This is a genomic window from Limnohabitans sp. TS-CS-82 (assembly GCF_002943475.1).
Map to the genome: position 1 here is coordinate 1 of NZ_PTQX01000025.1, position 25,284 is coordinate 25,284.

23 protein-coding genes and 3 pseudogenes are annotated in these 25,284 nt (G+C 63.9%); 15 read left to right on the plus strand and 11 right to left on the minus strand.

Annotated features, from left to right (window positions below; genetic code table 11):
- Positions 1 to 1,536: pseudogene (locus C5F52_RS28920) on the plus strand (Tn3-like element IS1071 family transposase); the annotation flags it as partial.
- Between the two features lie 96 nt (positions 1,537 to 1,632).
- Here C5F52_RS28920 and C5F52_RS28925 read toward each other — a convergent pair.
- The 3 genes from C5F52_RS28925 to C5F52_RS28935 form a co-directional block, all read right to left on the minus strand.
- Positions 1,633 to 1,848 carry a BON domain-containing protein gene (locus C5F52_RS28925; RefSeq protein WP_104801827.1) on the minus strand — a complete coding sequence of 72 codons (216 nt, stop codon included), beginning with the start codon at positions 1,846 to 1,848 and terminating at the stop codon, positions 1,633 to 1,635.
- Positions 1,849 to 1,948: 100 nt separating this feature from the next.
- Entirely contained in the window at positions 1,949 to 3,604 is a 1,656-nt protein-coding gene (locus tag C5F52_RS28930) for a Na+/H+ antiporter (RefSeq protein ID WP_017405799.1), read from the minus strand.
- A 75-nt stretch (positions 3,605 to 3,679) separates the two neighbouring features.
- Complete coding sequence (locus C5F52_RS28935) at positions 3,680 to 5,251, minus strand: oleate hydratase (protein ID WP_017405798.1); 1,572 nt, start codon at positions 5,249 to 5,251, stop codon at positions 3,680 to 3,682.
- Between the two features lie 84 nt (positions 5,252 to 5,335).
- On the opposite strand from C5F52_RS28935, the gene C5F52_RS28940 reads away from it, so the two are divergent.
- Entirely contained in the window at positions 5,336 to 5,596 is a 261-nt protein-coding gene (locus C5F52_RS28940) for a hypothetical protein (RefSeq protein ID WP_146100200.1), read from the plus strand.
- Between the two features lie 17 nt (positions 5,597 to 5,613).
- Here C5F52_RS28940 and C5F52_RS28945 read toward each other — a convergent pair whose 3' ends face one another.
- The 3 genes from C5F52_RS28945 to C5F52_RS28955 all read right to left on the minus strand — a co-directional run bounded on the left by C5F52_RS28945 (position 5,614) and on the right by C5F52_RS28955 (position 7,920).
- Positions 5,614 to 6,321: a VIT family protein gene (locus C5F52_RS28945; RefSeq protein ID WP_017405796.1), complete on the minus strand. Its 708-nt coding sequence runs from the start codon at positions 6,319 to 6,321 to the stop codon at positions 5,614 to 5,616.
- The gene (locus C5F52_RS28950) at positions 6,318 to 6,887 is read right to left on the minus strand and encodes a cytochrome b (protein WP_026062493.1); all 570 of its coding nucleotides are present in this window, start codon (positions 6,885 to 6,887) and stop codon (positions 6,318 to 6,320) included. The genes C5F52_RS28945 and C5F52_RS28950 overlap by 4 nt, the downstream gene beginning before the upstream one ends.
- A gap of 130 nt (positions 6,888 to 7,017) precedes the next feature.
- The gene (locus tag C5F52_RS28955) at positions 7,018 to 7,920 is read right to left on the minus strand and encodes a hypothetical protein (RefSeq protein WP_017405794.1); all 903 of its coding nucleotides are present in this window, start codon (positions 7,918 to 7,920) and stop codon (positions 7,018 to 7,020) included.
- A 111-nt stretch (positions 7,921 to 8,031) separates the two neighbouring features.
- On the opposite strand from C5F52_RS28955, the gene C5F52_RS28960 reads away from it, so the two are divergent.
- The 4 genes from C5F52_RS28960 to C5F52_RS28975 all read left to right on the plus strand — a co-directional run bounded on the left by C5F52_RS28960 (position 8,032) and on the right by C5F52_RS28975 (position 12,414).
- Positions 8,032 to 10,083, plus strand: coding sequence for a PAS domain-containing sensor histidine kinase (locus C5F52_RS28960; RefSeq protein ID WP_017405793.1), 2,052 nt, complete (start codon positions 8,032 to 8,034; stop codon positions 10,081 to 10,083).
- Entirely contained in the window at positions 10,077 to 10,919 is an 843-nt protein-coding gene (locus C5F52_RS28965) for a response regulator (protein WP_017405792.1), read from the plus strand. Before C5F52_RS28960 ends, C5F52_RS28965 begins: the two co-directional genes overlap by 7 nt.
- A 1-nt stretch (position 10,920) precedes the next feature.
- Positions 10,921 to 11,661 (plus strand): Crp/Fnr family transcriptional regulator, encoded by a 741-nt coding sequence (locus tag C5F52_RS28970; RefSeq protein ID WP_017405791.1) that lies wholly within the window; start codon positions 10,921 to 10,923, stop codon positions 11,659 to 11,661.
- 117 nt (positions 11,662 to 11,778) lie between these two features.
- On the plus strand, positions 11,779 to 12,414 hold the full coding sequence (locus tag C5F52_RS28975; RefSeq protein WP_017405790.1) for a response regulator transcription factor: 636 nt from the start codon (positions 11,779 to 11,781) through the stop codon (positions 12,412 to 12,414).
- 15 nt (positions 12,415 to 12,429) lie between these two features.
- On the opposite strand, the gene C5F52_RS28980 is transcribed toward C5F52_RS28975, so the two are convergent.
- From C5F52_RS28980 to C5F52_RS30330, 4 genes are all read right to left on the minus strand, one after another.
- A complete protein-coding gene (locus C5F52_RS28980) occupies positions 12,430 to 13,146 on the minus strand; it encodes a Crp/Fnr family transcriptional regulator (RefSeq protein ID WP_017405789.1) in 717 nt (238 codons plus the stop codon).
- Between the two features lie 275 nt (positions 13,147 to 13,421).
- Positions 13,422 to 13,931 (minus strand): hypothetical protein, encoded by a 510-nt coding sequence (locus C5F52_RS28985; RefSeq protein ID WP_104801826.1) that lies wholly within the window; start codon positions 13,929 to 13,931, stop codon positions 13,422 to 13,424.
- A gap of 78 nt (positions 13,932 to 14,009) precedes the next feature.
- Positions 14,010 to 14,630, minus strand: coding sequence for a DeoR/GlpR family DNA-binding transcription regulator (locus C5F52_RS30325; protein WP_369954725.1), 621 nt, complete (start codon positions 14,628 to 14,630; stop codon positions 14,010 to 14,012).
- Positions 14,594 to 14,812, minus strand: coding sequence for a DeoR family transcriptional regulator (locus C5F52_RS30330; RefSeq protein ID WP_236658048.1), 219 nt, complete (start codon positions 14,810 to 14,812; stop codon positions 14,594 to 14,596). Before C5F52_RS30330 ends, C5F52_RS30325 begins: the two co-directional genes overlap by 37 nt.
- Before the next feature lie 116 nt (positions 14,813 to 14,928).
- Here C5F52_RS30330 and C5F52_RS28995 point away from each other — a divergent pair, with 116 nt between their 5' ends.
- From C5F52_RS28995 to C5F52_RS29030, 8 genes are read left to right on the plus strand one after another with little or no spacing between them, the layout of a single operon-like run.
- A complete protein-coding gene (locus tag C5F52_RS28995) occupies positions 14,929 to 15,642 on the plus strand; it encodes an HAD family hydrolase (protein ID WP_017405786.1) in 714 nt (237 codons plus the stop codon).
- Positions 15,635 to 16,777 (plus strand): ABC transporter ATP-binding protein, encoded by a 1,143-nt coding sequence (locus C5F52_RS29000; RefSeq protein WP_017405785.1) that lies wholly within the window; start codon positions 15,635 to 15,637, stop codon positions 16,775 to 16,777. Before C5F52_RS28995 ends, C5F52_RS29000 begins: the two co-directional genes overlap by 8 nt.
- A 9-nt stretch (positions 16,778 to 16,786) precedes the next feature.
- Positions 16,787 to 17,659, plus strand: a complete 873-nt coding sequence (locus C5F52_RS29005; RefSeq protein WP_026062490.1) for a carbohydrate ABC transporter permease — start codon at positions 16,787 to 16,789, stop codon at positions 17,657 to 17,659.
- Between the two features lie 44 nt (positions 17,660 to 17,703).
- Positions 17,704 to 18,489: a carbohydrate ABC transporter permease gene (locus C5F52_RS29010; protein WP_017405783.1), complete on the plus strand. Its 786-nt coding sequence runs from the start codon at positions 17,704 to 17,706 to the stop codon at positions 18,487 to 18,489.
- Between the two features lie 18 nt (positions 18,490 to 18,507).
- Positions 18,508 to 19,770, plus strand: a complete 1,263-nt coding sequence (locus C5F52_RS29015; RefSeq protein WP_017405782.1) for an ABC transporter substrate-binding protein — start codon at positions 18,508 to 18,510, stop codon at positions 19,768 to 19,770.
- Between the two features lie 15 nt (positions 19,771 to 19,785).
- Entirely contained in the window at positions 19,786 to 20,577 is a 792-nt protein-coding gene (locus C5F52_RS29020) for a phosphodiesterase (protein ID WP_017405781.1), read from the plus strand.
- Between the two features lie 18 nt (positions 20,578 to 20,595).
- Positions 20,596 to 21,399 (plus strand): PRC-barrel domain-containing protein, encoded by an 804-nt coding sequence (locus C5F52_RS29025; protein WP_236658049.1) that lies wholly within the window; start codon positions 20,596 to 20,598, stop codon positions 21,397 to 21,399.
- Between the two features lie 25 nt (positions 21,400 to 21,424).
- Complete coding sequence (locus C5F52_RS29030) at positions 21,425 to 22,225, plus strand: DUF1269 domain-containing protein (protein WP_082138174.1); 801 nt, start codon at positions 21,425 to 21,427, stop codon at positions 22,223 to 22,225.
- 9 nt (positions 22,226 to 22,234) lie between these two features.
- Here C5F52_RS29030 and C5F52_RS29035 read toward each other — a convergent pair.
- Positions 22,235 to 23,614 (minus strand): annotated as a pseudogene (locus C5F52_RS29035) (ArsA-related P-loop ATPase); the annotation flags it as partial.
- 145 nt (positions 23,615 to 23,759) lie between these two features.
- Between C5F52_RS29035 and C5F52_RS29040 the strand changes: the two are divergent.
- A pseudogene (locus tag C5F52_RS29040) lies at positions 23,760 to 25,284 on the plus strand (Tn3-like element IS1071 family transposase); the annotation flags it as partial.

Consider the following 25,284-nt stretch of genomic DNA (forward strand, 5'->3'; position numbering starts at 1 on the left):
GTCTGGATTGAGCACAGCCTGAGCTTTCGGGGTCGTGCGCGCTTGTTCTTCACGGACGAGCGTTGGCAGGCAGAGTCCAAGAAACACTATGCCCGTCTATCGTTACCCAGCAAGGCTGCCACTTTCTTGAAGCCTTTGCTGGCCAGAGTAACTGCCGGTGTCGATGCGGTGGCCGCTGCAGCCCGCAGTGGCGTACTGCGCGTGGATGATGAACTCCATTTGTCGCCATTGCCCGCAGAGGACGAAGACCCAGAAGTGACCAAGCTGCGCGCGGCTTTGGATCACCGCATCGGTGAGGTTCAATTGCCGGAAGTGATTCTGGCCGTTGACGCCCAGGTGCGCTTTAGCTGGATCATGCTCGGACGTGAGCCGCGCTCTACCGACGAGCTGCTGATGGTCTATGCCGGCATCATGGCCCACGGCACCAGTCTGACTGCGGTCGAATGCGCGCGCATGATTCCGCAATTGTCTGCCACCAGCATTCGCCAGGCCATGCGCTGGGCGCGGGACGAACGGCGTCTGAGCCAGGCCTGCCAGGCTGTGCTGGAATTCATGCAGCGACACCCGATTGCCGCCACCTGGGGGCGGTCCGATTTGGCATCTTCTGACATGATGAGCATGGAGACCACCAAACGGGTGTGGCAAGCCCGGCTTGATCCTCGGCGCAACACACCTTCCATTGGAATCTACTCCCATGTAAAAGACCGGTGGGGCATCTTCCATGCGCAGCCCTTTGTGCTCAATGAGCGCCAGGCGGGCGTGGCCATTGAAGGTGTCATCCGCCAAGAAAAGCTGGAGACCAGCCAGCTTGCTGTGGATACCCATGGCTACACCGACTTTGCCATGTCACATGCCCGTTTGCTTGGTTTTGATCTTTGCCCGCGGTTGAAGGAACTCAAACAGCGCCACCTCTTTGTGCCACGCGGCACCAAAGTGCCCGCAGAAATCGCTGCGGTGTGCGAAGCCAATGTCGACGTCGCTTTGATCGAAAAGCATTGGGATAGTCTGGTGCACCTGGCAGCCTCGGTCATGAGCGGACATGCCAGTGCGGTGGCAGCTCTTGCGCGGTTCGGTTCTGCCGCCCAGGGCGATCCAATCTATGAGGCTGGCGTGCAATTGGGGCGGTTGCTGCGTACGGCGTTTTTGGCTGACTACTTTGTCAAGGACGCTTTCAGGAACGAGTTGCGCCGGGTGCTCAATCGGGGCGAGGCTGTTAACGCCCTCAAGCGCGCCATTTATACCGGCCGGATCAGCCCGGCGCAGGCCAAACGTGTCGATGAAATGCAGGCTGTGGCCGATGCGTTGAGCCTGATGGCCAACATCGTGATGGCGTGGAATACCTCACAGATGCAGGCGGTCCTGGATCGCTGGTCGAACCGCCGCCAGGTCATTCCACCGGAACTGATCGGGAAGATTGCGCCCACCAGGCTGGAGAGCATCAACTTGCGGGGTGTGTTTCGCTTCCCGGTTGACCGCTATGCTGACCAAATCCTGCCTTCGCGGCCAAATGCATCGATAACTGGCACCAATGGATGAAACCGACCACGGTTTGACGCCACGAATCGCAGATTTGAAAGTGAACAGGAAAGTCAATGAAATCAACGATCTACCAACACCACCTCCGCGCCAGTGCTAGCTTTTCGTACCGTCACTTATTGCACTGAAAACGAGGAGACCCCGCAGAGCTCCGTGCTCGGCTTCCCACTTCTCGTTGAAGCTGGCCACATGGCCGGCCAGCGTCACGATGCCGTCCTTGACCTCGACACCGATGGCTGCGGCGCCTACCGAAGGCTCCCACGCAAGTTCGGCCAGCACGTCGTGCTGGATCTGGCTATCGGTTTTGGTCATGACTGTCATCCTTGTTGGAAAGAGGCAGCTTGTGCGGCAACGGCCTCTGAGGTCTGTGCGCCAACGCACCTCCGCGGCGACGATGATTCGTCGGCAAGCGTCATCCCGCCTGCGCACCGCTGTAACGCGCCTCCTGGAGATCGATCTCGCGCACCATGCGCGCTTGCGTCGCGTCGCTGATCCGGTGGTCGTGGGCGCGCAGCAGAATTTCATCGCGCTCGGCACGCAGCCCGACCAGGCGCAGTTGGCTGTCGATGGCATCGGCTGCGTGCCGCCGGTCTGCGGCGCCAGCTTTGCCAGGATCCATATCGATTTGCTGCCGATAAAGTGCGATCAGACGGGACGCCGCTGCCGCGTAGACACCGGCGTCGACGCCGGCGCTTGTAGACGTTGGGAGCAAGCGAGCAAGCTGGGCACGTTCGATCGCACCGATGGCGGCTTCGGCTGCCCATGCTCTGGCCTGTTCCTCCTCGGCGACACGGGACGTCTCAGGCAACACCACGCCCCGCAGCGCGCGTGGCAGCAACACGGTGGCGACCAGAAGCGACATCAGGATGACACCGGCCGCTAGAAAAATGGCCAGATCGCGGCCCGGAAAGGGTGTGCCGTCGCTCAGCGCCAAAGGCAAGGTGAGCACGCCTGCCAGCGTGACGGCGCCCCGCACGCCCGCCACCGACATGGCAGCCACCACACGCCACCGCTGGCCGTGGGACGTCTGCACGAGGGACTGCATGCCCAGGTAGGCGACCTTCATCGATGCCCAGACCCACGCGAAGCGCAGCGCAGCCAGGGCGATGACGATGCCCAGCACATACACACCGAGCCACCACGGGTTGTGATGTCCCGTTATTCGTACGGTCTCGCCCGCACCGGCGAGGATCGACGGAATCTGCTCGCCCAGGAGCACGAACACACTGCCGTTGGCCAACAGCTGCAACGTGTCCCATACTGCCGTGCGCCGGATGCGCGTGACCGCCTGCCAGTGCGCATGTGGACTGTGGCCCATCGTGATGCCGGCCGCGACGGCGGCCAGAATGCCCGAGCAATGCAGGGCTTCGGCCAGCAGGTACACGCCAAAGGGAATCAACACGCTCGCAAGGATCTGCGCGCCGCCGTCGTCGCCCACCAGCACTGACGGCGACGACGAGCGCGCACGTGTCACCAGCCAGGTCACGGCGAACCCGACGCCCAACCCACCCGAGGCGACCCACAGGAAGTCGAGCAGCGCCTGCGAGAGTCCGAACGACCCCGTGAGCGCGGCGGCGACGGCGAATCGCATGCACACGAGGCCCGAGGCGTCGTTGAAGAGCGCTTCGCCCTCGAGGATGCGGCGCATGCGCAATGGAAGCGGCGTCTGGCCCGCGATGGCCGACACGGCGATCGGGTCGGTCGGCGAGATCACGGCCGCCAGCGCGAACGCCACCGGCAGCGGCACCGCGGGGATCAACCAATGGATCAGCAGCCCGATGCCAAGCACCGTGAAGACCACCAGCCCCAATGCCAGCGTGACGACGGTCGGCGCATCGCGCCGGAGGTCGTCCTTGGGGATGCGCCATCCGTCGAGGAACAACAGTGGAGGCAGCAACAGAAGGAAGAACACATCCGGGTCGAGCGCCACGGACGTGAGGCCCGAATAGAACACGCCGCATCCGAGCGCGATCTGGATCAGCGGCACCGGCAGGCGCACGGCTCGGGCGATCAGACGGCTGGCAACGACGGCCAGCAGCATGATCAGAACGAGACGTGTCGCATCCATGTCGTCGGCGGGTAGGCCTCGGCTATCGCGACACTATCGAGCAGCGATTCGCACTGACCGGACTCGCACTCGGGCTCACTCGAATGCCTTGACCAAGGCCTCGAACTCCGCCTTGATCGATCTGTCGTGGCGCGTGACGGGCGGGATCTTGCGGTCGATGTGCAGCAGTTCATAAACGGCCGTCTGCGCCGCCCGCACCGAGTACTCGACGGTGAAGACCACATCGTCCGCCAGCTCCACGAACTGGCTGACGAATGCAAGGTTTTGGGAGCCTGCGGGCACCGGCAGCGGCCGATCGCCGGGCATGCGCGGCATGAACATGCTGGTGATGTAGGGCATGCGGCAGGGAATGCAGTTGCCCGTCTCAACGGTCGAGAGGTCGAAGCGCAGGTGGCCGCAGAGTTCCTGAAGGATCTCCGCCCCATTGCACTGCTCCATCGGCTTCGGCACGAAGTTGCCGACCCGGTCTGGCAACAGGCCGTAGCCCCAGAACACCTGCACGTCCGCCGGCTGGTCGATGAAGTGCGGCTGGTGGGCCAGCACGATCGACATGAGCCAGTTCGAATCCTTGAAGGTCACCAAGCCGCCGGTGCCCGCCTCGTTGCCGCTGAACTGCGCCATCGCATCGAAGAATTCGGGGTTCTGCAGCGTGACGGTGAACGACTCCCAGCAGGACTGCGCGATGCAGCTGTTGAAGGCCCCCGGGTTGCTGAAGCCGGGCCGGTTCGTTGCCAGGTTCTCCCACAGCGTCCAGCCGCCCCCCTCCGTCTTGCTGCGTTGCGGCGGTGCCTCGCTCATCGAACCGAGGCTGGACGAATCGGTCATGGAGCCGTTCTGAAGAAACACCAGGTCGCCGTCTCCCACCGCGATGCGCGCGGATTGCCCCTGATGCGTCGTGTGAATGCCGGTCACCACCAGGCGGTCTTCACGGGTGGTGTGGTCGAGCATGGTCACCATGCAGTCCATCACGAAGTGGACGCCCTGCCCCTCCAGCCAGGCCTGCAACGGACGCACCAGCGAGTCGTATTGGTTGAAAACCGTCCGCTTGACACCCCCGAGGGTCTCGATGCGAGAAAACTCCAGCACGAAGCGATGCAGGTAACGCCTGAACTCGACCGCGCTGTGCCAGGGCTGGAACGCGAAGGTCGTCACCCACATGAACCAGAACTCGGTTTCGAAGAAAGCTGGCGACAACCAGTCGGTGATCCGGCTGGCGCCCATCGTGGCTTCATCGGCGGTGCTGAGCTTGAGGAGCTCCAGCCGGTCCTGCATGGAGAAGCCCATCGACTTCACCGGCACCTTGGCACGCCGTCGATCGACCAGACGCGCCATCGCATGCGACTTGTGCTTTTCGTTGAATGCGAGCGTCTCTTCGAACACGGTGGTAACGCGCTCGCCGAGCGCGGGGATCGTCTTGAACAGGTCCCAGGTGCATTCGTAGTTGTCGGTGGTCAGCATCCGCCCTCCGCGCAGCGAGTAGCCCTTCACGGGATCGCCTGCGCCGTCGAGGCTGCCGCCCGCCACCGGACCGGCTTCGAAGATCGTGATGTGATCGCCCGGGATGTGGCCGTCGCGAACCATGAAGGCGGCCGCGGCCAGCGAGCCGATGCCGCTCCCGACGAGATAGGCTTCGGGTGGAGTAGTCATGGCCTGGAGGCTAGTGGGCCGGGCAGCGCCAGGTCTGTGCGCTGGCGAACGGAAAGAATGGCCGGCCGCGGCGAACATGCGCACATGCCTGATCCACACACGCCCCCGTCGACCACGCCGGCACAGCCGCTGACGATGCACAGTGCCCGCATCACCGCGGCGATGCGCTATCGGGGGGACGATGGCCGGCATCGCACCATCCCCAAAGGCCCGTGCCTGATCGAGAAGATGGAGGGTCCGGTGGTCGAAGTGATCTGGGGGGCGAAGGGCCAGAACTGCACCATGCTCCCGCTGAACGACGTGGAAGGCGCGGCAGCCCGCGGCGACCTGGTTCTGCTGGACTGACGCCTGGGCCTGCGTCGTCAGACCGCGGCGCCGAAGAGTGCGCCGACACCCCAGGTGATACCGAGGGCCAGCGCACCCCAGAACGTGACCCGCCACGCCCCGACGACCATGCCGGCGCCGCCGACGCGCGCCGCCACCGCGCCGAGACCCGCCAGGAACACCAGCGTGCTGCCGCACAGCCAAGGCATCAACGCGTCATGGGGGGCCAGCATGACCACCCCCAACGGCAGCGCTGCACCGGCCGCAAAGCTGCTTGCGGAGGCCAGCGCGGCCTGCACCGGCCGAGCGCTCAGCACGGTCGAGATGCCGAGTTCATCGCGCGCATGCGCGCCGAGCGCGTCGTGCGCCATCAGTTGCTGTGCGACCTCTTTCGCGAGCGTGGCATCGAGACCGCGGCGCACATAGATGGCCGCCAGTTCGCGGTGCTCGGCAGCCGGCTCGGTCTGCAGTTCGACGCGTTCCCGCTCGAGGTCGGCCTTCTCCGTGTCGGCCTGCGAGTGAACCGAAACGTATTCTCCGGCGGCCATCGACATGGCCCCGGCCACCAGCCCGGCGATCGCCGTGGTGAGGATGCTTCCGTGGCTGGCATGGGCCGCCGCTACGCCGGCCACCAGACTGGCCGTCGACACAATGCCGTCGTTGGCACCCAGCACGGCTGCGCGCAGCCAGCCGACACGGTCGGTGCGGTGGCGTTCCCTGTGGGCGCGGCTGCGTGGGGATGTCACCGGTTGCCTCCGTTCTTTCGCCGTGATGCCAGCATGCGCACCAGCGTGTTGTCGTGCCGCAGGTAGTGATGCGCCAGCGCCGCTGCGGCGTGCAGACCCATCAGGAAGTAGCCGATCGTCGCCAGCGTTTCGTGCAGCGCCTTGACCTGGCTGGCCAGTGCTTCGTCGGGCGCCATCAGCGCAGGCAGTGCTGCGCCAAAGAGCAGGATGGGCTTTCCCGCCGCGCTGAGCGTGAGCCAGCCGAGGATAGGCATCGCGATGAGGAACGCATAGAGCGCGACGTGCCCTAGCCGTGCGAGCAACCCTTGCGTCGCCGATAACGCCGGAACAATGGGCGGCGCCGCACCCGCCGTCCAGCGCACCGCGAGACGCGCGGCCACAGTCAGAAGAACGCAGAGGCCCAAAGAGAAGTGAAGGGCTTTCATGCTGGCGCGCAAGCTACTTCCCTCCGGTGCCCAGCCGCGAAGTTCCATGCATGCATAGACCGCGGCCAGCAGCAGCGCTGTCAACCAATGCATGTCGATGACGGCGCTGCTGAATGCTTTGCTTGTGTTTTTCAGGTTCATTGTCTCTTCCGGAGATTGCGCCGCGCGGAGTCTCACAGCGGCTTGCCTTCGCAATGCGCACGCGTCTCCTTGCGTCCTTCTCACATTGACGCAAATCGGCCACGCCGACCGTCTGCCAGCGCACAGAGCATCACGGCAACGGCAACGGCAACGGCGCAGGCGACCAGTCCGGGCGCGTGTCGCGCTGGCTGTCGACAACGACGAGATAGCGCCCGGCATCGCTGATCGGCCGTCGATCCTGCGCCAGCACCCAAGGTGGCGTTCCTTCGGCCAGGGCGGACGCGCTCGCTGCCGTTTCATAGTCGGCATCGAGCACACCGAAATGATCGAGCAGCCGGTTGAGCGCCGCTGGAATCCGGATGCAGCCCTTGGACTGCACGCTCCCCAGCTTGTGCTCCGCCAGCACCGGGTCGGTCGCATGCATCTGAAGCCGCATGGTGCTGTCACCGCCCTTGCCCCAGCCTCGCCGGGCCTTCTGCCAGCCCAGGTCGTACACCCGCATCCCCTTGGCACCATAGCCGCGGAACCCGAACTCGTTTCGAGTGCCTTCCGCGCGGAAGTCGGGGTTGGAAAGCGAATGATCGAACACGCCGAGCGGCGTCTCGAAGTGATCGAACTGCCCGACCCGACCCGTCGACACCGGTGAGGCACCGATCAGGAGGGCTGGCTCGCCCAACGCAACCCAATAGACCAGGATGGCCTGCACCTGCGGACTGCGGTCGACCACCGCAACGTACTGCGAACCCAGCAATGGCACACCTGCGCGCTGAAACTGCTCGCGTGCGAGTTCGGCGTAATGCAGAACCGCATCCGGCGGAAGGTCGAGCCGCTGCGGGACCTGTTCGCGGTAGGCCACGCTGAGTTCGGCCGGTTGCGCGACAGCGGTGCCAGCGCATGCGAGCGACGCCAGGACGAACAGTGCCGGTCGCAGGGCGAAAAAAAGACGTTGTGCGGTCTGCTTCACGGGTGCTGCATGGCGACTCGCCATGCACTGGATGGAGGAGACCGGAGCATTCCCGATGGGCACATCCATGACTGTCTGCCAGCGCACACACGCCGTCGCGTGCAGCCAATGCGCCCTATGTGCCCTAACGCACCGACGCCGCGCGGCCAGCCTGCAACCCTGTCCGGCTCAGGAAACCCAATGCCCCCAAAGAATCAGTCCGACGCCCTCCGCCAGGCCGCCGCACTCCAGGCCGCCATCTTCAACAGCGCGATGTTCTCCAAAATCGCCACGGATGCGAACGGTGTGATCCAGATTTTCAACGTGGGCGCGGAACGCATGCTCGGCTATACCGCTGCTGAAGTCATCGACCGCATCACGCCCGCAGACATTTCAGACCCGGCAGAACTCATCGCTCGGGCCAAGGCCTTGAGCATCGAGCTGTCGACGCCGATTGCTCCGGGGTTTGATGCGCTGGTCTTCAAAGCCGCCCACGGCATCGAAGACATCTACGAACTGACTTGCATCCGCAAGAACGGCAGCCGCTTCCCCGTCGTGGTCTCGGTCACGGCACTGCGCGACGCCGATGAAGCGATCATCGGCTACCTCCTTATTGCAACGGACAACAGTGCACGCAAGCAGGCCGAGGCGGCCAAGCGCGAGCACGACGCCCTGCTGCAAACGATCCACCTGCACTCCATCGTCTCCGTGACCGACCGGTCTGGACGCATCGTCGAGGTCAACGACGGCTTTTGCCTGATCTCTGGCTACAGCCGGGCCGAGCTCCTTGGTCAGACGCACCGCATCGTCAATTCGGGTGTGCAGAGCGAGACATTCTGGATCGACATGTGGCGCAGCATCACCGCGGGCGAACGCTGGCGAGGAGAGATCTGCAATCGTGCGAAGGACGGATCGCTCTACTGGGTCGACAGCGTCATCGCCCCTTTCCTCGACGAAGCGGGACAGACCCAGAAGTACATCTCCATCCGCACCGATGTCACCGCTCGCATGGAAGCTGCGCAAGCCCGGCTGCTCATGAATGCCGACCTGGCGCATGCCAAGCAAGTTGCCGAGAAGGCGAACCTGGCGAAGTCGGAGTTTCTGTCGAGCATGAGCCACGAGTTGCGCTCGCCGCTGAACGCGATTCTCGGCTTCGCGCAGCTGCTGGATAGCGGCTCACCCGCCCCCACACCGCCGCAGAAAGAGAGCATCGATCAGGTGCTGGTTGCCGGGTGGTATCTGCTGGCGCTCATCAACGAGATCCTGGATCTGTCGCTGATCGAATCCGGCAAGCTGTCACTGTCTCCGGAATCGATGGCGCTGGCGGACGTCCTGACCGACTGCCAGGCGATGATCGAGCCGCAAGCCCGCAAGAGCGGTATCGCCGTGATGTTTCCGGGGCTCGCCTGCCCTCATTTCGTCAAGGCTGACCGAACCCGGGTCAAGCAGGTGTTGGTCAACCTGTTGTCCAACGCGATCAAGTACAACCGACCGGGCGGTTCGGTGAAGATCGCATGCCACGACGCTGGCACGGGGCGTGTGCGGGTGACGTTCGAAGACACCGGCCCAGGCCTGCCTCCTGAAAAGCTGGCCCAGCTGTTCCAGCCCTTCAACCGGCTGGGCCAGGAATCCGGCACGGAGGAAGGCACCGGCATCGGCCTGGTGGTCAGCAAGCGCCTGATCGAGCTGATGGGCGGCGCCATCGGCGCCATGAGCACCGTCGGGGTCGGCAGCACGTTCTGGATCGAACTGGACGCGGCGGCCGCACCTGAACTCGGGTCCGACTTTGCAAGACTCGAGCCCCTTCCTCGCGCCCGAGGCGACGCAAACGCGCCCCGCCAGACCTTGCTCTGCGTGGAGGACAACCCGGCCAACCTGCTTCTGATCGAGAAGCTGATCGCCCGCCGCCCCGACATCCGCCTGCTCAGCGCCAGGGACGCGGAGCGCGGCATCCAGATCGCGCGCAGCCGCCAGCCCGACGTGATCCTGATGGACATCAACCTGCCGGGCATGAGCGGCCTCGAGGCCCTGCGTGCGTTGGCCGGTGACGCGCGAACCTCCTGCATGCCTGTGATCGCGCTCAGCGCGAACGCGATGGCCCGGGACATCGAGAAGGGGCTCGAAGCGGGCTTCTTCCGCTACCTCACCAAACCCATCAAGGTCGACAAGTTCATGGAAACGCTTGATTCGGCGATGACGGCGGCGCGGAGCCGTGCTGCCGCAACGGCCATCCCTGGAGACACATCATGCTGAACCCACACGACGTGCTCGATGCGCGCATCCTCATCGTCGACGACGAACCCGCCAATGTGCAACTGCTGGAGCGTGTGCTCGCCGAAGCCGGGTACACCAACGTCGTTGCCACGATGTCGTCAAGGGATGTCGAGACACTGCACCACGACAGCCCGTTCGACCTGATCCTGCTGGACCTGCAGATGCCGGAAATGGACGGATTCGAGGTCATGGACAGGCTCGACACGGTGGCGACCAACGGCTATCTGCCGGTGATCGTGCTCACGGCCCAGCCGGGACACAAGTTGCGTGCGTTGCAAGCCGGCGCGAGAGACTTCATCAGCAAACCCTTCGACCTACTGGAGGTGAAGACGCGCATCCACAACATGCTGGAAGTGCGGCTGCTCTACAAGGAGCTGGCGCGCTACAACGAGGTCCTCGAGCAGACAGTGCGCGAGCGCACGGCGGCGCTGGCGGAAAGCGAGGCGCGCTATCGGCGCCTCACGCAGCTGGCGTCCGACTGGCACTGGGAGGAAGACGGGGAAGGCCGGTTGCTGAACCTGTCGGGACCGGCGATGGAGATGCTCGGACTGCCCGTGGAAGCCCCACCCGGCGCTGCACTGTTCATGGCGGCAACGGGCTGGGACGAGACGCAGCGCGAGGCGCTGCGCAAGCTCATCGCCAATCGCCAGCCCTTTCTGGATTTTGTCTTTTCGCGCGCTGGCGCCGATGGCGTTCGACAACACTTTCGCGTGAGCGGGGAGCCCATCTTCGACGAATCGTGCCGCTTCGTCGGCTACCGCGGCATCGGGGTCGAGTTTGCCGAGGATGGCATCCACCCGATCGCGAGCCGCTAGCGTGGACACCTTCCATGACCCGCGGAAGAACCACCTGCTGGCCGCCCTGCCCCCACCGGACTTTGCGGCCATCGCCGCCTCCCTGGAACCCGTGACGCTCCGTCTCGGAGACGCCCTCTACGCATCTGGCGTGCCGTTGCAGCACGCCTATTTCCCCGGGACGGCCATTGTCTCGCTGCACTACGTGACGACCTCGGGTGCATCGTCCGAGACGGCAGGCGTCGGCCATGAGGGGGTGGTGGGTGTCCCCCTCTTCATGGGCGGCGGCAGCACGCCGGGGTCCGCCGTGGTGCAGACCGCCGGCTTGGCGTTTCGGCTGAGCCGCACCGTACTGCAACGCGAGTTTGACCGCGCAGGCGCGCTGCAGCGGCTGCTGTTGCGCTACACGCAGGCGCTCATCGCGCAGACCACGCAGACCGCCGCGTGCAACCGCTATCACTCGGTGGAGCAGCAACTGTGCCGTTGGCTGCTGCTGACGCTCGACCGCATCCCTTCAGGCGAACTGACCATGACGCAGGAGCTGATCGGTTCCATGCTGGGCGTGCGACGCGAAGGCATCACCGAAGCCGCCGGCAAGCTGCAGGCTGCCGGGCACATCCGGTACCGACGCGGCCACATCGCAGTGCTCAACCGCGCCGGGCTCAATGCCCGCGCCTGCGAATGCTATGGCGTGGTGAAAAAGGAGACGGGCCGGCTCATGGTCTCGACCCATCACCATGATGCGTCCAGCAATCACCCGTGAGATCCCCTGAATGCCGGTCTCCTTCGCTTTCGTTCGGCAGCGTACAGACTGTGCTGCGTGTCACGCCGACAGTGGCACCCTGCCCCGCCTTCGCGGTTGGCGCTCACGAAAGCTCACATGATCGAAATCGCCATCCTGGACCCACATCCGGTGGTTCGCGCGGGTCTTCGCCGACTGGTTGCCGAGCACACCGACCTCAGGATCGTCGGGGAGGCCAGGTTGCCCGCCGATGCGATGGAACGGGTCACAGGCACGATGCCACCGGACGTTCTGATCCTCGATCTTCCCGCACCAGGACAGCTCGGTTTCGACACGCTGGCGTCCCTCCACGTTGCTGCGCCGAAGGTCAGCATCCTGCTGTTCACTGCGCACCCCGCAGAGCACTACGCGCTCGAGTCGCTGCGACAAGGTGCACGTGGCTACCTGAACAAGAACTGCGCGCCGAGCGAACTCATCATGGCCGTTCGGACACTGGCCATGGGCCGCCGGTACTTCTCGGCGGAAGTGACCGAACTGCTGCCAACGCAGCTGCATCGAGGCCGTGGTTGCGCGGCGCATGAGCAGCTGTCCGAACGCGAGTTCCAAGTCTTCTGCCAACTGGCCAAGGGGGAAACCGCCAGCACAATCGCCATGGGACTGGCGTTGTCCGTCAAGACCGTCAGCACCTACCGCACCCGCCTGATGGAGAAGCTCAACCTGTCCACCAATAGCGATCTGACCTACTACGCGATCAACAACCGGCTCATCGCCTGATGCTGCGCGCTTGCATCAATGCGCCGTTCGATCGGGCAGCAGCCGGTCGTATTCATTCTTGACCACGGCATAGCACTCGCAACTGCGCTGCTCGATGCCGGCCCGATCCAGCACCTCGATGCGCCCACGCGCGTACTGGATCAGCCCGGCCTTCTGCAGCTTCAGCGCGCCTTCCGTCACGCCCTCCCGGCGCACGCCAAGCATGTTGGCGATCAGCTCCTGGGTCATGATCAACTCGTTGCCCTGCAACCGGTCGAGGCTGAGCAACAGCCAGCGGCACAGTTGCTGGTCCAGCGTGTGGTGGCGGTTGCACACGGCCGTCTGCGCCATCTGGGTGATCAGCGCCTGCGTATAGCGAAGCAAGAGGTGAAGGACCGGCGCTCGATTGAACTCGTCCTTCATCGCGGCCGCGCTCAACCGATAGGCACGCCCGGCGCTTTGGACGACAGCGCGACTGGTCGTGGATTCACCCCCCATGAACAGTGAGATGCCCAAGACGCCTTCGTTCCCGACCACTGCGATCTCCGCCGAGGCGCCGTTCTCCATCACGTAAAGCAGCGAGACGATCGCGGTGGTCGGGAAGTACACGTGGCTTTGCACCCCACCGGACTCGTACAGCACTTTCCCGAGCGGCAAGGAGACGGGCTCGAGCTGTGGAAGCCACCGCGACCACTCCGCCTCGGGCAGTGCGGCCAGCAAATGGTTCTTCTTCGGTTGGTCGATGGTCGGCATTCGAGGTTCCAGTCAAGAGGATCGTTTGAACGATCGAAATATCGTCGAGCCGGGGTGGCTCGAAGATTCCCCCTGATCTGTTCGCTGGCGAACTTATAGCCGTGCTGGCGACCAGCCGGTGCAGGGATTTGCCTGCATTTTTCGCGGTGTCGCAAATCGCAAGCGATCGTTGTCTATCTCGGTATTAAGTGCGCTACCGAACAGACGATTTCTCCCGGTTCGGGCGATGTCGACGATGTGGATGTCGGTGAGGAGGAATCAAGCGCCAGAGCAAGTCAGTTTCTCCAACTGAATGTCGAACAATCTTCGTGTGGCACCTTGTTGAACACCGTCAGCACCGTGCTGCGTTGGTTGCTCCGATCGTCGACGGAGGCCCGCAACGTCAATCGCCCCCGACGACGTATCGCACACACCGACCCCAGCACGACCTCCAGCAGCGCCTCTTCCAGTGCGTCCCTGTCGACCGTCCACGCAGAACACGCTCGGTCGACGTCCACAGCGACGTCAACGCAACCGTCGAAGGTGTGCCTGAGGCGGTGGGCAAAGGAGCAGAGAAACGGCAGCACCTCGACGGACACAGGACGCAACGTCCTGCATTCGGCGATCGAAAGCAGCACGGCGGCACAAGCGTCATCGTCGTGCGCACCCGCCGAGAACCTGACCCCCCTCTGCTTCTGCAGCGGCTCGTTCATCGCCTGCGCGGACGCGGAGCCTCCCGTGGCAGGGGTTGGAGGCGGTGACAGCAATGCGTTCATGGCGGGTCGGAGATGGGCGTTGGCGTTCATCCTCGGGCCGGATCGTGCACATGTCTGTACGCTGGCGAACGGAAACCGTTGGCCGGTCAGGGGATGACGGTTTGCGTCCTAGTGACCATTCTCCTCGGCGTGAGCCACCAACACCTCCACACCGGCCTTCTCCAGTGAATGTCGCACCTCATCGGTGATGCCATCGTCGGTGAACACGCGCGCGACCTTGTCGAGATGCGTGATCCTGAAAATGGCCTGCGCCTTGAATTTGGAGGAGTCGACGAGGACATTGACGGACTGGGCGGCGTCCACGAAGGCTCGGTTCATCACGGCCTCCTCCGGTGTCAACATGCCGATGCCCCCGCTCGCGGAGATGCCGTGGACGCCGAGGAAGGCCGCTCTCACGGTGATGTTCTCGAAAGCACCTGTCTCGAGGCGACCGACACTCGTCATCTTCTGAAAATCCACGGTACCGGGCAATAGATGCACCGTGGCGTTTCTGCTCTTGGCCAACTCCATCGCGACGGTGAGTCCGTTGGTCACGACGTGAAGATGGTGGTGACCTCGCAGCGCTTCCGCGAGGTGTCGGCAGGTGGTCCCACCGTTGACCAGGATGCAATCACCGTCCGACACGGATTGGGCTGCGAGTTCTGCGATGGCTCGTTTCTCGCGGTAGTTTTCCCTCTCCCGCTCCGCGTAGCTCACGCTCTCGTAACGCGCCCAACCCTCCGCATACACCTCGTTGCCGGGAATCGCCCTCCTCGCGTGCGGGCCAGCACACCCCGCTCCTGCAATTCGATGAGGTCGCGCCGCACGGTGATGGGCGAGGTCTGAAAACGCTCAGCCAGCACGCTGACTTCGACGACGCCCCCTCCTTGCAACAGGGCGACGATTTCTTTCTGGCGAGCTGCTTTGAGCATCTGTTTTCTTGCATCTCAGGACGGTTGACGCGCGAGGTGTGCGCGTGATCGGTGCGGAAACTGTACCGCCCGTATTTGTCACGAGTTTGACACATCATGTTCGTAACATCCAGTTCATGAACACTAACGATCAAATACGAACAGTCGTCTTTGATGTCGATGGAACCCTTTTCGACACCCTTCCCTCCCTCGCAGCGGCGGCCAATGAGGTACTTGTGCTGGCCGGATTGCAGGCCATCGAGCCGCAGCATCTTCGTCCGGCCTTGAGCCAGGGCATCACCGCCCTCTTCCAGAGCGCGCTCCGGCTTCAGACAGCGTCTGTGCCACTCGCGCTGGCCTCGCGCCTCGAGAAGGCCTTCCAGCAACGCTATGCATCGCACTGGCTGCACAAAGCGGTGGCATACGACGGTGCTCTCGAGCTTCTGTCGATGCTTCGTTCGCAGGGCATCGCCCTGGGGATCTGCACGAACCGCGATCAGGACTCGACACGCACGCTGCTGGACAAGGCAGCACTCACCGGCTTCTTCGATGTGATCGTCGGCCTGGGCGATGCCGAGCATCCCAAGCCGGACGCCGCGCCGTTGCACCTCGCACTCACCCAACTGGGCGCGACGCCGCAGACGGTTCTCTTCGTCGGGGACTCCGGCATCGACGCGGCATGTGCCCAGGCCGCCGGCGTACGGCTGGCGGCTCACCTGGGCGGCTACGCGGCCAACCCCGACGACTTGCGCCCGTACGTCGTCGCGTTTTCGGACTACGCGGAATTCCACAGCTGGATGGCCGCCCGGACATCGACTCAGTCAACGGCGGAGACGACTCACCATGTCTGACATCCAGATCTCGGGCCTGACCAAGCGCTTCGGCAGCGCTGCCGTTCTTCAGGAACTCGACCTGACCGTGCGCGACGGCGAATTCCTCACCCTGCTCGGCGCATCCGGTTGCGGCAAGTCCACCTTGCTGAAGCTGATCGCCGGCCTGGACACGCCCGACACGGGCACGATCCGCATGGGAGACCGCGACCTGCTCGCCCTGTCGCCCAGCGCGCGGGACTGCGCGATGGTGTTCCAGTCCTATGCGCTGTACCCCCACATGACAGTCCGCGAGAACATCTCGATGCCACTGGTGATGCGTGGCCTCGGATTCTGGGGTCGCCTGCCGGGGGCACGCCTGGTGTCCCCCGGGGTGCGGCGACGGCTCGCCGACATCCATGCCAGCGCGCAGGAGGTCGCACGACGACTCGCCATCGACGGATTGCTCGATCGCAAGCCGGCGCATCTCTCAGGCGGCCAGCGCCAACGCGTTGCCCTGGCGCGTGCGATGGTTCGCCACCCTTCCGTTTTCCTGTTCGACGAGCCCCTCTCGAACCTGGACGCCAACCTTCGGCATGCGCTGCGCGCCGAAATCCGCCAGCTTCACGACCAGTTGGGCGTGACGTTCATCTACGTCACCCACGATCAACATGAAGCGATGTCCATGTCGGACCGTGTCGCGGTCATGCGCGAAGGCCGCATCCTTCAGGTCGCGCCACCCGAAGATCTGTACATGCGACCCCGAAGCCTCGAAGTCGCGCGATTCGTCGGCGCGCCGCGGATCAACGTCGTGCCGGGCGAGATCCTCGCCAACGGCGAGATCCATTGCCTGGCGCAACGCATCGCGGCTACCCCGGGGAACAGCGGACCCTGCCATGTCGCCTTCCGGCCCCAGGCGGTCACCTTGGCGAGGGCGCCTGGCCTCACCGTGCGCGGCGTGGTCGGCCATGTGGAATATGCGGGCACCGAATTGATGGCCACGCTGACCCTGCCGAGCCAGGGCGAGGCCTGCATCGTGTGCCTCCCGGCCGGCACGGCTGCGCGCGCAGGGGCCGAGTTCGAGGTCACGGTCCCGTGGGAAGCGCTGCATGTCTTCGACGCAGGCGGTCAGCGCCTGTCGATCGATCGATGCGACGTCCTGGCCCGGGTTGCCTGAAAGCCGACGATGCGCATCCATCCCCTCTCCACAGCGTCGCTTCTCGCACCCGCGGGACTTCTTGCGACGGTTCTGCTGTTCATCCCCGTGCTGGCCGTCGTTCTGATGTCGCTGACCGATTGGCAGTTCGGCGCGACCACGCTGAACTGGGTCGGCCTGCAGAACTACGCCGAACTCTGGTCGGACGCGGTGTTCCGCAAGTCCGTCGCCAACACCCTCGTCTACCTTGTTCTCGTCACCGGGGGCTCGATCGTGCTGGGCCTGAGCCTCGCGCTGTTGATCGAGTCCGATCGGTCGGGACGCGGCTTCTACCGAACCGCCTTCTTCATGCCGGCCGCGTCGACGCTGATCGCCATGGCGGTCGTGTGGGAGTTCCTGCTGCATCCGAGCGCCGGGCTCGTGAATCACCTGCTGATGCAGGTCGGCCTCTCGCCCCAGAACTGGCTCAACGACCGGCGGCTCGCGCTGTACTCGCTCGCCGCGATCGGCATCTGGCAGATGTCGGGGCTGGCATTGGTGTTCTTCCTGGCCGGCTTGCAGGGCATTCCTCGCGACGTGCGCGATGCGGCAGAACTCGACGGCATCGAACGCCCCTTCGATCGCTTCCGCTTCGTCACCTGGCCGTTGCTGGGCCCCACCACCCTGTTCGTCATCACCGTGTGCGCCATCCGCGCCCTGCAGGTCTTCGACACCGTGCATGTGCTCACGAAGGGCGGGCCGAACAAGGCCACCGAGGTGCTGCTCCACACGATCTACACCGAAGGTTTCAGCTTCTTCCGCATGGGCTACGCCAGCGCCATGACGGTCGTCTTCATTGCAGGCATCTTCCTCTTGACCCAGATCCAGCACGCCGCGCTGGAGCGCCGGACGCACTACGCATGAAACGTCCTTCTCCTTCCTTTCGGATCCTTCGCCACGGGGTCCTGATGGCCGTGGCGCTCGTCTTCCTGATGCCCTTCATCTGGATGGTGCTGACCTCGCTCAAGCCCGCCGACGAAATCTTCGGCAGCGAGATCCATCTCTTTCCGACGCGCTTTGCCGCGGTCGAGAACTACACCCTGGCGCTGACCAAGGTCCCCTTGCTGCGCTACCTGTGGAACGGCGTTCTCGTCTGCGCGGGGATCCTGGTGCTTCAGATCCTGGTGGCGCTGCCTGCCGCCTACGCCTTCGCCAAGCTGTCGTTCCGCGGCAAGCCGTGGGCATGGCGCCTGGTGATGCTTGCGCTCATGGTGCCGTACCAGGCCACGGCCATCCCACTCTACGTGATGCTGTACCACGCAGGTCTGCTCGACACGATGGGCGCGCTGATCCTGCCTTTCAGCGTGTCGGCGTTCGGCATCTTCCTGATGCGGCAGTTCTTTCGCACCGTGCCCGACGACCTGATCCATGCCGCGCGGCTGGACGGCATGGGTGAGCTGGAGATCGTCTGGCGCGTGATGCTGCCCACCGCCATGCCCGCCTTGCTGGCGTTCTCGATCTTCTCGGTGGTCTGGCACTGGAACGACTATTTCTGGCCCCTCCTGGTCATCAATTCACCCGATCTGGCGACACCGCCATTGGGAACCATGTTCTTCCGCAATGAGGAAGCAGGCAGCGCGTTCGGTCCTTTGATGGCCGGCACGGTGCTGATCACGGCGCCGCTGGTGCTGTTGTTCGTCGTCGCGCAAAAGCGCTTCATCGAAGGTGTGACGCTCACCGGCGTCAAGGGTTAAACCGCAAGGAATCAAGCAATGAAACAACTGTTCAAAAAAACCGCCGCCCTGACCATGTTGATGGCCGCAGGCCTGGCACAGGCTCAGCAACCGACCGAGATCGTCGTCGACTACGCCTACGCCGATCTTTTCAAGGAGGTCCATGAATCGATCGCGAGAGACTTCATGGCGAAGTTCCCCCAGTACAAGGTCACGTTCCGCGCGCCCAACTCCGACTACGAGGTCTCCGCGCAACAGGTCTTGCGCCAGGCCGTGACGGGCCAGCTGCCCGACGTGTCCTATCAGGGCCTCAATCGTCAGCGCGTGTTTGCCGACCGCGGGCTCGCCGTCGACCTCACACCCTTCATCAAGGCAGAGAAAGGCTGGGCCGGGATGGGCTACGACCAGGCGCTGCTGTCACTGGGGCAGGTCAAGGGTCAGCAGGTTGGCATCGGCTTTGCGCTGTCCACACCCGTCATCTACTACAACGCCGACCTGATGCGCAAGGCGGGCGTGGAGCCCGATCGCTTCCCGACGACCTGGGAAGCCATCATGAATGCGGCCAAGAAGTCGAAATCGGCAACCCCCGGCACGGACAGCCTGCACGTCGAGTGGGACATCACCGGCAACTGGATGTGGCAGGCGCTGGTCTTCAGCAACGGCGGCACCATGTTGACCGCCGACGAGAAGAAGGTGGCATTCGACGGCCCCGCAGGCAAGGCTGCCATTCAAACCCTCGAGCAGCTCGTCAAGCAAGGCGAGATGCGCAACATCGCCTATTCGGCCGCCTGGCAGGACTTCGTGAGCGGCAAGCTCGCGGTACTGGCGACGACCACGGCGCGCCTGGGCAGCATCACGAAGCAGGTCGGCGGCAAGTTCGAGATTCGCACCGCCCGCATGCCCGTGGCCAAGGACGGCCGCCTGCCGGCCGGCGGCAATGCAGCGATGATGTTTTCCAAGGATTCTGCCAAGCAGGCCGCTGCCTGGGAATACATCAAGTTCGCCACCGGCCCGCTGGGTGCGACGACCATGGTGAAGGCGACCGGCTACTTCCCGGCCAACACGCTGCCGGCGAACGACCCGAAGCTCCTTGCGCCCTTCTACCAGGCGAACCCCAATCACTTGACCGCCATCGCGCAGATGCCGGTTCTCACGGGCTGGTATGCGTTTCCGGGTGACAACGGCTTGAAGATCACCGATGTGATCAAGGATCATCTGCAGACCGTGGTCTCGCAAGAGGTGCAGCCCGCCGTCGCCCTCACCGACATGAGCAAGGCGGTCCAGGCACTGCTGCCGCGCTGATCGCCAGGCACGACCATGCTCAAGTTCATCCACATCACGGACATCCATCTTGTCGAGCAGGGTCGTGCCCTCTACGGGCATGACCCCGGCAAACGGTTCGAGCGCTGCATCGACAGCGTGATCGCCGAGCACGCGGACGCATCGTTCTGCGTGATCACGGGCGACCTCGCACATGTCGGGCACGCGGACGCCTACCGCCAACTGTCGGAGCAATGTGCGCGGCTGCCGATGCCCGTTCATCTGATTCTCGGCAACCACGACAGCCGGCCCAATTTCCGGGAACGCTTCCCAGAGGTGGGCGTGGACAACAACGGGTTCGTCCAGTACGAAAAAGCCGTCGGCAAGTTCAGAGCGCTGTTTCTCGACACCAACGAACCGGGAACGCATTCCGGCGTCTTCTGCGAGCAGCGGGCGAACTGGCTTTCTCAGCGTCTGGCGGAGGGCGATTCGCCGGTGCTGCTGTTCATGCATCATCCGGCCTTCCACCTCGGCATCCCGGTCATGGACCGGATCGGCCTGGTCGACAACGAATGGTTGCTGACGGCGTTGAAGGGCCACGAGCACCGCGTCAAGCACTTGTTCTTCGGCCACATTCATCGCCCCATCTCGGGCAGCTGGCGCGGCATCCCGTTCTCGACATTGCGCGGAACCAACCACCAGGTGGCGCTGCACCTTCGGGAATCGGAAGACATCCCGGGCAGCTTCGAGCCGCCACAGTACGGCGTCGTGCTGCTCGACGAGGATTCGGTGCTCGTGCACCTGCATGACTTTCTCGATCGCAGCGAGCGATTCTGGTTGGGCGCATAGCCCAAATACAGGGCCGGCATGCTCAGCGTCAACGGCCAGCAACCGAAGCTGGCGCCTTGGACGTTGCAGTGCGCCAGCGCACAGACCCACGCTTCATGGCTTTGTAAAACCGCGTTGAAGCATCTCAACCAACGAAAGAAGTCCATGAAGAAAACTCTCCTGTTCGCAGCGCTCGGCATTGCCGGCATGCTCACGACACTGACCGCCGCTACCGCCCAGGTCGCAGGTTCCACGACCACCATCGGTGTCACCATCACCGAGACCGATCACCTCGCACTTGGATGGAGCGTGAAGAAGGGGATTCTCGGCAAGACGGTCTACAACGATGCAGGCACCAAGATCGGAAAGGTGCAAGACCTGATCATCGACCCCGAGCGCAACGTGTCGTACGTCATCATCGGTGCGGGTGGGTTCGTGGGCCTGGGACAGCACGACGTGGCCGTGCCGATCGCGCAGATTCGCGACGAGGCCGGCAAGATCGTGATGCCGGGCGCCACCAAGGAGGCACTGAAGGCGTTGGCGCCCTTCAACTACGCGAGTGATACCACCCGACGCGACCGGTTCGTGGCAGAGGCCGATCGCGGCATCGCTTCGGCGAAGCAGGAGATGGCCGTTCTCGACAAGAAGGCGTCGAACGCAGCGGGCGACGTGAAGGCCAAGCTCGACCGCCAGAACGAAAACCTGCGGGTCGATCTGCGAAGCGCCGAAGACAAGCTGTCCAAACTGAACCGCGCAGGCGTGGCGCACTGGCGCACGTTCGAGGGCGACGTGAGTGCCGCCATGGCGCGGCTGAAGAAATCGGTCGGCGACGCCACCGGCTGATCTTTTCAATCCACCGGAACAAGACATGAACCGAATGATCGTGGTCGTTTTCGACAATGAAGCGAGCGCCGAGGCAGCGACGCGTGCCTTGCGTCATCTCGACGATGAGGGAGATATCACCTTGTACGCCCTTGGCGTCATCGCCAAGGACCTGGACGGCACCGTGAAAGTCAAGAAGACGCCGGATTCCTTCGCGCTCGGCGCAGGCACGGGCCTGGCCGTTGGCGGACTGATCGGCCTGCTCGGCGGGCCGCTGGGCGTCGTGGTCGGCGCAGCGACCGGTTCGTTGCTGGGCACCGTGCGCGACTACTGGGTGGCGGGCGTGGCACTGGACTTCGTCGAAGAGGCTTCGAACTTCCTTCAGCCTGGCAAGACCGCCGTGGTTGCAGAGGTCGAGGAGGAGTGGGCCACCCCGATCGATGCCGCCATGCGCGCGCTGGGCGGTGTCGTCATCCGGCGTGCCCGCATCGACGCCTTGCAGGCACAGTTCGACGCAGACATCGTTGCGGTCAAGACCGAGATCGCGCAGCTCGAGGCAGAAGGCAAGCATGCAAGCAGGACAGCGCAGCAGCACCTGGTCACCAGCCTTGCGGCCGCGCACGCTGATTTGGCCAAGACGAAGCAGAGCGCAACGCACAAACTGTCCGTGTTCAAGCAGGAGACGGATGCCCGGGTCCGCGCCATCGAAGTGCAGGTCGGGAAGGCTCGGGGCGATGCACGTTCGCGGATCGAGGCCAGGCTGGAGCGGGTACGCAGCGCCTACGTTGAGCGCACAGCAAAACTCAGTCAGGCCTGGGGACTGGCCAAGGAAGCGCTGAGCACCTGAGGCGGACGTTCACCTCGACCGCGTCGCCTCCGCTGTCGGCGACGCCACCATCCTGCCCAGCTCAGGGATGCCAATGGGCGGGCGGGTCAGCCATGGCACGACGAAGCTGCGCCGGGCCAGCCCTGCTGCCATGCGCGCCATCTGCCTGCGTTCGCCAACCAGTCGTGCTGCCAGCAAGGGGTCGTGGGTGCCGGCGGCCAGCACGCTCCTGTTGAGCACCCAGGCATAGGGCTCGATGCCGGCGCGGCGCAAATCGTCCTGCAGTGCTGCAGCCTGCGACACCGGCGTCACTTCGGGCAGCGTCACCAGAATGATCTTGGTGTACGCACCGTCTTGAAGCCGCATCAGGGGCGTCACGACGTGCCCGGCGTTCTTGCCTTCGAACTCTTGCATCATCTGGCGGTGGTAGGCGCCAGTGGCGTCCATCAACAGCAGCGAGTGCCCCGTGGGGGCCGTGTCCAGCACCACGAAGGCACTGCGTGCTTCGCTGACGATGCGCGAGAAGGCGTGGAACACGGCCACCTCCTCGGTGCAGGGCGAGCGCAGGTCTTCCAGAAGCAGCGCTCGCTCCTGGTCGTCCAGACTCGGCGACTTGGCTGCCATGATCTTGTCGACGTAGCGCTGCGTCTCGACCTTGGGGTCGATGCGGTCCTGGCGCAGACCCGGCAAGTCACCCGCCAGCGTGCCCGCCAGATGCGCTGCCGGATCGGTGGTGCTCAGGTGCACGGTCTTGCCGCGCTGCACCAGCCCCAGGGCCAGCGCCGCAGCAATGGTGGTTTTGCCGACGCCCCCTTTGCCCATCACCATGATCAGCCCATGGCCGACGGCGGCGAGTTCATCGGCCAAGGTCGCCAGGTCATGGCCGGCAGCGATCGGCTCGGCGGCGATCGGGGGGGCCACGGCGACCGCCGCTTGCTCGGTTGAAAGCAAGGCACGCAAGGCCGGCAAGCCGACCGTGTCGATGGCTCGCAACGGAATCATGTCCTGGGGAAGCGCCTGCAAAGAAGTCGGCATGTCTTTCAATGCCTGCTGACCCAACGCCTCGATGGCAACCGCCACGGCATCGCTGCGGTCGCCGGCGTGGAACACACCGTTGATGGCCAGGCGCTGGTTGTGCAGGCCGAGCGCATTCAACTCTTCGCAACTGCGCGCTGCCTCGGCCATGGCGCCCTTGTCCGCACGCGTGACCAGGATCACCGTCGTCTGGGCGGGATCGGTCAATGCCGCCAGCGCCGCCTTGAAACGCTCCTCCTGCATCTTCAGGCCCGAATGCGGGCCGAGGCAAGAGGCGCCGCGGTCGTTGCCTGCTAGGAAGCCGCTCCAGGCTTGCGGCAGGCTCAACAGCCGCAGGGTGTGGCCGGTGGGTGCCGTGTCGAACACGACGTGATCGGGGTCTCCTCGTTTTCAGTGCAATAAGTGACGGTACGCAAAGCTAGCACTGGCGCGGGGGTGGTCTGGGTAGACCGTTGATTTCATTGACTTTCCTGTTCGCTTTGTAAACGGGTATGGTGGCCTCCCACTTTTGAGGTTCACGATGCAGGGTTGGCACACAACGTTTTTGGGGATGCGTGGGCTCCCCCGCGATATCAGCGACTTCGAGATGAAGGCATTTTTCACCTTCGATGGTGCCGAGCGCGACGCAATCAATGCACGCCGAGGTGATTCCCACAAGCTTGGTCTGGCGCTCCATATTGGTTTCCTGCGCATGAGTGGGCGTTTGCTCGGTGCCTTTCGGGTAATTCCAGTAGCCTTGTGGCGCCACCTTGGCAACGAGCTTGGCATTGCAGCACCAGAAGTCGCCTCGCTGAGAGCCATGTATGAACGCGGGCGCACGCTATTCGATCACCAACAAGTAGCCTGCACGGTCCTTGGATTCCAGTGGATGAGCGAGCACCAGCGCCGCTCACTGGTACGTGAACTGCGCGACGAAGTGGCGCGCTGCGCCGACCGCGATCAGCTACTCGTGCGGGCGCGTCAATGGCTGTACAAGAACAAGCTGGTGATCGTGCACGAGCGGGCAATTCGGACACTGATTGCGGCGGCACTTGCCCAGCTTGAAGTTGAAACAGGCACCGCCATCGCCGCCAGCGTTGATCCAGCAACACTTGATCGCTGGCGAGCCTCAGTTTCAGAGCTGCGCCCAGATGGACAAACCCAGCAGAGTTGGCTATGGGCTGCACCGGCGAAACACTCAACCCGCCAAATCAGCGAGGTACTGGAGCGCATCGACCTGCTTTACACGCTGGACGTTCATAAGCACCTGGCAGACATCCCCGATCTCATCTTGCGCCGCTACGCGCGCCGACTTGTCTCCAGGCCGCCCTCAGCCGGAGCCAAGATCAAAGAGCCAGCGCGCACCGTGGAGGTCGCATGCTTTCTTCGGTATTGCCTGTTCACCACCACAGACCAGTTGATCCTTATGGTGCAGCGCCGGATCGCCGATCTGTGGCGTCAGGCTGCCGCCGATGTCCCCGCTACCGTCAATTGGGCCGCAATGTACAAAACGCTGCTCGGCGAACTTGTTGCCTTGAGCGCGCAAGGTGCGGTGCCAGATGCTGAGTTGCGTGCCCGTCTTGAAGCCTTGATCACCGAAACCCAGAAACGCAAACCACCGAGCAGGGCCTCCCTGGTCCGCGAGGGATTGATTGATGGAATTCGCCCCGTGCGGTCGTTGCTCGTCGCCATTGCAAAGCTGCCCTGGCAGGCCACCGGCGAGCATCCTGCCATCGAGTACCTTGCCAAGCTGCAAGCTTTATATCTCAAAGGATCCAGAAAGCTGCCAGTTGAAGTGGTGGCACCAAGTCTGGGAATGATCTGGCAGGTTTCGATCTCCAGCCCAGACCGGGAACGGGCGTTTCAGGCGTTGGAGGTGGCCACCCTGTTTGCCCTGCGCCGCGCGGTGCGCAATGGCTCGGTCTGGATTGAGCACAGCCTGAGCTTTCGGGGTCGTGCGCGCTTGTTCTTCACGGACGAGCGTTGGCAGGCAGAGTCCAAGAAACACTATGCCCGTCTATCGTTACCCAGCAAGGCTGCCACTTTCTTGAAGCCTTTGCTGGCCA